Annotated in this window: 5 protein-coding genes; all 5 read right to left on the bottom strand. The window is 62.3% G+C overall.

Annotation, left to right across the window (positions count from 1 at the left end):
• Positions 1 to 648, bottom strand: a 648-nt coding sequence (locus ACTS2Z_RS02655; protein WP_442571683.1) for a biotin/lipoyl-containing protein, incomplete at its 3' end; no start/stop codon positions are given.
• Positions 626 to 3610 (bottom strand): 2-oxoglutarate dehydrogenase E1 component, encoded by a 2985-nt coding sequence (locus ACTS2Z_RS02650; RefSeq protein WP_442571682.1) that lies wholly within the window; start codon positions 3608 to 3610, stop codon positions 626 to 628. The genes ACTS2Z_RS02650 and ACTS2Z_RS02655, both read right to left, overlap by 23 nt.
• Before the next feature lie 343 nt (positions 3611 to 3953).
• Positions 3954 to 4862: a succinate--CoA ligase subunit alpha gene (gene sucD, locus ACTS2Z_RS02645; RefSeq protein WP_442571681.1), complete on the bottom strand. Its 909-nt coding sequence runs from the start codon at positions 4860 to 4862 to the stop codon at positions 3954 to 3956.
• A gap of 5 nt (positions 4863 to 4867) precedes the next feature.
• The gene (gene sucC / locus ACTS2Z_RS02640) at positions 4868 to 6064 is read right to left on the bottom strand and encodes an ADP-forming succinate--CoA ligase subunit beta (RefSeq protein WP_442571680.1); all 1197 of its coding nucleotides are present in this window, start codon (positions 6062 to 6064) and stop codon (positions 4868 to 4870) included.
• A 131-nt stretch (positions 6065 to 6195) separates the two neighbouring features.
• Positions 6196 to 6459 (bottom strand): hypothetical protein, encoded by a 264-nt coding sequence (locus ACTS2Z_RS02635; protein WP_442571679.1) that lies wholly within the window; start codon positions 6457 to 6459, stop codon positions 6196 to 6198.
• Positions 6460 to 6620 lie beyond the last annotated feature (161 nt).

Below are 6620 nucleotides of genomic sequence, written 5' to 3'. Positions count from 1 at the left end.
GCCAGAGCCGCCTTCGCGGATCTTCGCTACGACCTGACCTGGCTCGACGCTGTCGCCTTCTTTCACGAGGGCTTCTTCAAGCACGCCCGCAACCGGCGAGGGCACTTCCACGGCGACCTTGTCGGTCTCGATTTCCATCAGGGGCTGGTCAACGCTGACGCTGTCACCGACTTTCACCAGCCAGTTGCCGACCGTGCCTTCGGCCACGCTTTCGCCCATGACCGGCACCTTGGCCTCGGTCAGCGAACCGCCCGAACCGGAGGCAGGTTTTTCGTTCTTGCTGTCGGCAGGCTTGGCTTCAGCCTTCGCGGGCGCGTCCTTGCTTTCAGACTTCTTGGGCTCGGCCTTGCCGCCGGAGGCACCGGCTTCGAACTCGGCGAGCGTTGCACCGATCTCCACCGTATCGCCTTCCTTGGCGCGGATCGCGGTGATGACACCGTCTTCCTCCGCACGCACCTCGACCGACACCTTGTCGGTTTCCAGCTCGACGAGAATATCGTCCTTCTTCACCGACTGGCCTTCAGAGACCAGCCAGTTGCCGACAGTGGCTTCGGATACGGATTCGCCAAGGGTGGGGACGGTGATTGCGCTCATGGTGTCGGTCATCCGGTAAGGTGTGATCAGGTCAGTCGTTGGTGAGGGCTTCATCGACCAGGGCCTGCTGCTGGGCCTGGTGACGCGAAAGCAGCCCGGTCGCGGTCGAAGCCGAGGGGGCACGCCCGACATAGCGCGGGCGCTTCGACTTGCCGCCTACCTTTTCAAGGCAGAATTCAAGATAGGGTTCCACGAAGGTCCAGCCGCCCATGTTCTTGGGCTCTTCCTGGCACCAGATGATCTCGGCCTGCGGGAAGCGTTTGAGCTCATCAATGATGGACTTGGCCGGGAAGGGATAGAACTGCTCGACGCGGAGCAGGTAGACATCGTTCACGCCCTTGTTCTCGCGCGCTTCGAGGAGGTCGTAATAGACCTTGCCCGAGCACAGCACGACGCGGCGGATGTCCTTGTCGGCAGCAACCGGCTCGGCACGCAATTGTGCGAACTCGCCGCGATCGGTACGCACGCTGGTATCGCCGTCATCCCACAGCACGCGGTGGAAGGAGGAACCCGGCCCGAACTCGGAGAGGTCGGAGACGCAGCGCTTGTGACGCAGCAGCGATTTCGGCGTCATGATCACCAGCGGCTTGCGGAAGCCGCGATGGATCTGCCGGCGCAGGATATGGAAATAGTTCGCCGGCGTGGAGCAGTTGGCGACCTGCATATTGTCTTCGGCGCATTGTTGCAGGAAGCGCTCCAGACGCGCGGAGGAGTGCTCCGGTCCCTGGCCCTCATAGCCGTGAGGCAGCAGCATCACGAGGCCGGACATGCGCAGCCATTTGCGCTCCGAGGAGGAAATGAACTGGTCGATGATGACCTGCGCGCCATTGGTGAAGTCACCGAACTGGGCTTCCCACATGACGAGCGTGTTCGGCGCGGAGAGCGAGTAGCCATATTCGAAGCCGAGCACGGCTTCTTCCGACAGCATGCTGTCGATCACCTCATAGCGTGCCTGATCCTCGCTCAAATGGTTGAGGAAGGTGTAGCGCTCCTGGGTTTCCTGATCGATCAGGTGGGAGTGGCGCTGCGAGAACGTGCCCCGCCCGCAATCCTGGCCGGACAGGCGCACCGGGAAGCCTTCGGTGAGAAGTGTGCCGAAAGCCAGGTGTTCCGCCGTTGCCCAGTCGAGATTCTCACCCTTTTCGATGGCTTCACGCCGATTGGTGATCACGCGCTGCAGCGTCTTGTGAATGGCGTAGCCGTCGGGGATGCGCGTCATCGCCTCGCCGACTGTTTTCAACGTATCGAGATCCACCGCCGTCTGGCCGCGCCGGTCATCCTCGTCCGGCAGGCCGAGACCCGACCAGACGCCGTCCAGCCAGTCGGCCTTGTTGGCCTTGTAGGATTTGCCAAGCTCGAACTCGTCATCGAGGAAGGCTTCAAATTCCTTGATCCAGCCCTCAACCTCGTCCTTGGAGACGACACCCTCATCGACGAGACGGTTCGTGTAGAGCTCGCGCGTCGTGGAAAGACCGGCAATGGCCTTGTACATGATGGGCTGGGTGAAGGAGGGATCGTCCCCTTCATTGTGGCCGAAGCGCCGGTAGCAGAACATGTCGATGACGGCATCCTTGCCGAATTTCTGCCGGTACTCGGTGGCAACCTTGGCCGCGAACACAACCGCTTCGGGGTCATCGCCATTGGCGTGGAAGATCGGCGCCTGAACCATCAGCGCCACGTCTGACGGATAGGGCGATGAACGGCTGTCGCGCGGATCGGTGGTGAAGCCGATCTGGTTGTTGACGATGAAATGGATCGCCCCGCCCGTGCGGTGACCGCGCAGGCCCGAAAGGCCGAAGCATTCCGCAACAATGCCCTGACCGGCAAAGGCCGCATCGCCATGCAGGAGAAGCGGCAGCACCTTGTGGGCAGACGGCTCGCCTGTCTGCACCTGGTATTTCGTCATCTTGGCGCGGGCCTTGCCCAGCACTACCGGGTCAACCGCCTCGAGGTGAGACGGGTTCGCCGTCAGCGACAGATGGACATTATTGCCGTCGAACTCACGCGTCGATGACGAACCCAGATGGTATTTCACGTCGCCGGACGAGAACTCGTCCTCGCCCATGGTCGAACCGCCCTGGAACTCGTGGAAGATCACGTGATAGGGCTTGCCCATCACCGCCGCGAGCACATTCAGGCGGCCACGGTGGGGCATGCCGACAATGATGTCGCTGACCCCTTCGGCACCGCCGCGCTTGATGATCTGTTCCAGCGCCGGGACCATGGCTTCGCCGCCATCAATCCCGAAGCGCTTGGTGCCGGGATAGCGCTTGTGCAGGAAGCGTTCGAAGGCTTCGGTCTCGACCAGCTTGCGCAGGATCGCTTTCTTGCCGTTCTTCGAGAACGCGATTTCCTTGTCCGGACCCTCGATGCGCTCTTGCAGCCAGGCCTTCTCCTCCGGATTGGAGATGTGCATGAACTCGATGCCGAGCGTGCCGCAATAGGTGCGCTTCAGGATGTCGAGAATCTCCCGCACGGTCGCGGTTTCAAGGCCAAGATAGCCATTGATGAAGATCTCGCGGTCGAGATCAGCCTCGCCAAAGCCGTAGCTTGCCGGATCCAGCTCGGGCTGGGGTTCGCGCTCGCCGAGCTTCAACGGATCAAGATCAGCGGCCAGATGCCCGCGCATGCGGTAGGCGCGGATCAGCATGATAGCCGAAATGCTGTCCTTGACGGCGGAGTTCACATCCGCCGCGGACGCCGTTTCACCCATGCGCGCGGCGACTTTCTCCGGCAGCTTGGGCACGACGCTCTCGATATCGCCGAGCGCCTGAACCATTTCGCCATTGGCCTTGCGCGGCCAGCCCTCGCGCTTCCAGCCCGGCCCCTTGGCCGCCCGCTTCGCATTGGCCGCCTCGTCGCCCACGGCATCAAAGAATTTTCGCCAGGACGCGGGAACCGAGGCGGGATCGCTGGCATAGCGCGCCGCCATGTCTTCCAGATAGACGGCGTTGGCGCCAAACAGGAAGGAGGTGTCGAGGAAGGTCTGGTTTTCGGAGGAGCGAGCGTCGGTCATCGTGGCCCTTCAGGGCAGGTTATCGTGAGCGCCACCATGGCGCTTGCCTTGGATAATCGACATCTATGCCTCTCCGGCGCAAAAGAGAAGCCCAAATGGGCGAAGAACGGGCTTCTGACAGCAATTCGCGCGAACGTTCGTTCGATAGCCATGCGCTGGCGGTTTTCCGGGATTGATCGCGCAAGGCCGCACAAAGCCCAACCGCGAAAAGCCATGCGCGGGCGGGACGACAAAAACCGTCCGCGGCTGGCCGGCCGAGCCCGATACATAGCAAAATGCCCCGGTCATGGACCGGGGCATTTCGGTATTTTCAGAGCGTCCTTGCCGAAAGCCGGCGGCGGGCCTAGCCCTTGAGCACCTCAACCAGCGTCTTGCCGAGGCGCGCCGGGCTGTCGGAAACGACGATCCCGGCCGATTTCATCGCCTCGATCTTGCTTTCCGCATCGCCCTTGCCGCCCGCCACGATCGCGCCGGCATGGCCCATCGTGCGGCCCTTCGGCGCGGTGCGACCTGCAATGAAGCCGGCCATCGGCTTCTTGCGGCCCTTTTTGGCTTCGTCGCGCAGGAACTGGGCAGCTTCTTCTTCGGCCGAACCGCCAATCTCGCCGATCATGATGATCGACTTGGTTTCCTCGTCGGCCAGGAACATCTCCAGCACGTCGATGAACTCGGTGCCCTTGACCGGGTCGCCGCCAATACCGACAGCCGTCGTCTGGCCGAGGCCTTCAGCGGTCGTCTGGAACACGGCCTCATAGGTCAGCGTGCCGGAACGCGAGACCACGCCGACAGAGCCCTTCTTGAAGATCGAGCCCGGCATGATGCCTATCTTGCACTCTTGCGGCGTCAGGACCCCCGGGCAGTTCGGGCCGAGCAGGCGCGAGCTCGACTTTTCAAGCCGTGCCTTGACCTTGACCATGTCCATCACCGGAATGCCCTCGGTGATGCAGACAATGAGTTCGATCCCGGCATCAATGGCCTCGATGATGGCCGCGCCTGCGCCCGCCGGCGGCACATAGACCACGGAGGCATTGGCGCCTGTGCGCTCCTTGCCTTCGGCGACGGTGGAGAAGATCGGCAGCGACGCGGCGCCGTCCATGCCGCTGGTCCAGCTTTCACCGCCCTTTTTCGGGTGGATGCCGCCGACCATCTTGGTGCCGAAATAGGCAAGCGCCTGTTCGGTGTGGAAAGTGCCGGTCTTGCCGGTCAGGCCCTGGACGAGAACCTTGGTGTCTTTGTTGACGAGTACGGACATGGTTCCTAGCCCTTCTTCACGGCAGCTACGATTTTCTGCGCGGCATCGTCGAGATCGTCGGCAGACGTGATGTCCAGCCCGCTCTCGTTGAGGATTTTCTTGCCAAGATCGACATTGGTGCCTTCAAGGCGCACGACCAGCGGCACTTTCAGGCCCACTTCCTTCACGGCAGCGACCACGCCTTCCGCGATCACGTCGCAGCGCATGATGCCGCCAAAGATGTTGACCAGAATGCCTTTGACGTTCTTGTCGGCTGTGATGATCTTGAAAGCGTGGGTGACCTTTTCCTTCGAGGCGCCGCCGCCCACATCCAGGAAGTTGGCAGGCTCGGCGCCATAAAGCTTGATGATATCCATCGTCGCCATGGCAAGGCCCGCACCATTGACCATGCAGCCGATATTGCCGTCGAGCGCCACGTAAGCGAGGTCGTATTTCGACGCCTCGATTTCCTTTTCGTCCTCTTCGGTCAGATCGCGCAGGGCACGGATATCGTCGTGGCGGAAGAGCGCGTTGCCATCGAAGGAAACCTTCGCGTCCAGCACACGCAAGTGCCCGTCCTTCATCACGATCAGCGGGTTCACTTCCAGAAGGCTCATATCCTTCTCGGTGAAGGCCCGGTAGAGGATCGGGGCGAGCGACAGCATGTCTTCGCGCGCCGTACCGTTCAGCTCCAGCGCTTCGGCGATTTTACCGGCGTCAGCGGACGTCACGCCCGTTTCCGGGTCGATATTGATGGTAAGGATCTTTTCCGGGGTCTCTTCGGCGACCGCCTCGATATCCATGCCGCCTTCCGTGGAGACGACGAAGGCCACGCGGCCCGTATCCCGGTTTACCAGAAGCGAGAGGTAGAGCTCGGTCTCGATGTCGGCGCCATCCTCGATATAGAGGCGGTTCACCTGGCGGCCGGCCGGGCCGGTCTGGTGGGTGACGAGCGTGTTGCCGAGCATGTCCTTCGCATGAGCGATCACTTCATCGCGGCTGAAGGCCAGACGCACACCGCCCTTGGCGTCGGCGGGAAGTTCCTTGAACTTGCCCTTGCCGCGCCCGCCGGCATGGATCTGGGACTTCACGACCCAGAGCGGTCCGGGCAGCTTGTCGGCAGCCGCACCGGCCTCGTCAGCGGAGAAAATGGCAACACCGTCAGCGACGGGTGCGCCGAAGGCTTTCAGCACGGCTTTGGCCTGATGCTCGTGGATGTTCATGGGGCAGCACTCACCTTTGTCCGGAGAGGGACAGGCGGGCGCACCCGTCTGTCCGAGGAGAAGAGTCGCGTCGGCTTATACCACCGCCTTGCCGCAGTGCAACGCGAGGCGTGCAAACGGCGAAGGCTCGCTCATGTAAGGCGAAGGCGAATGGCGTTCACAGCCCATCCAATGCCCGCGCCAAGGCCTGCTGACAGGAGCCAGAAGGCAAACACGCCAGCGCCCTCACCCTGATTGAGAGCCAGAAACGCGAGCTGTCCGGCAACGACCGGCAATCCTGCGCCAACGAGCACCCAGCCGATAAAGGGCAAGGTTTCCAGCCGCTCGGTTTGCGGCGAAAGGAGATACGCCGCCACGACCCCGGCCACCACTCCGACAAAAAATGCAAGGAACATCACAGAGCCTCGTTCTGCCGGGTGCCTTCGGGTGTTTCTGGCGGATCGATCTCGGCCAGCTCGGCTGACGTTGCCATCAGATTGACGAAGCGCTCGCGCTCGTCTGGCGTCACGGCCTGCCGGACGCGGGCACGCCAGAGCGACACCCCGCACAGGACGAG

This window comes from Glycocaulis sp. (assembly GCF_052168375.1).
Classification (GTDB): Bacteria; Pseudomonadota; Alphaproteobacteria; order Caulobacterales; family Maricaulaceae; genus Glycocaulis.
This window is presented reverse-complemented; position numbering and strand designations above follow the sequence as displayed.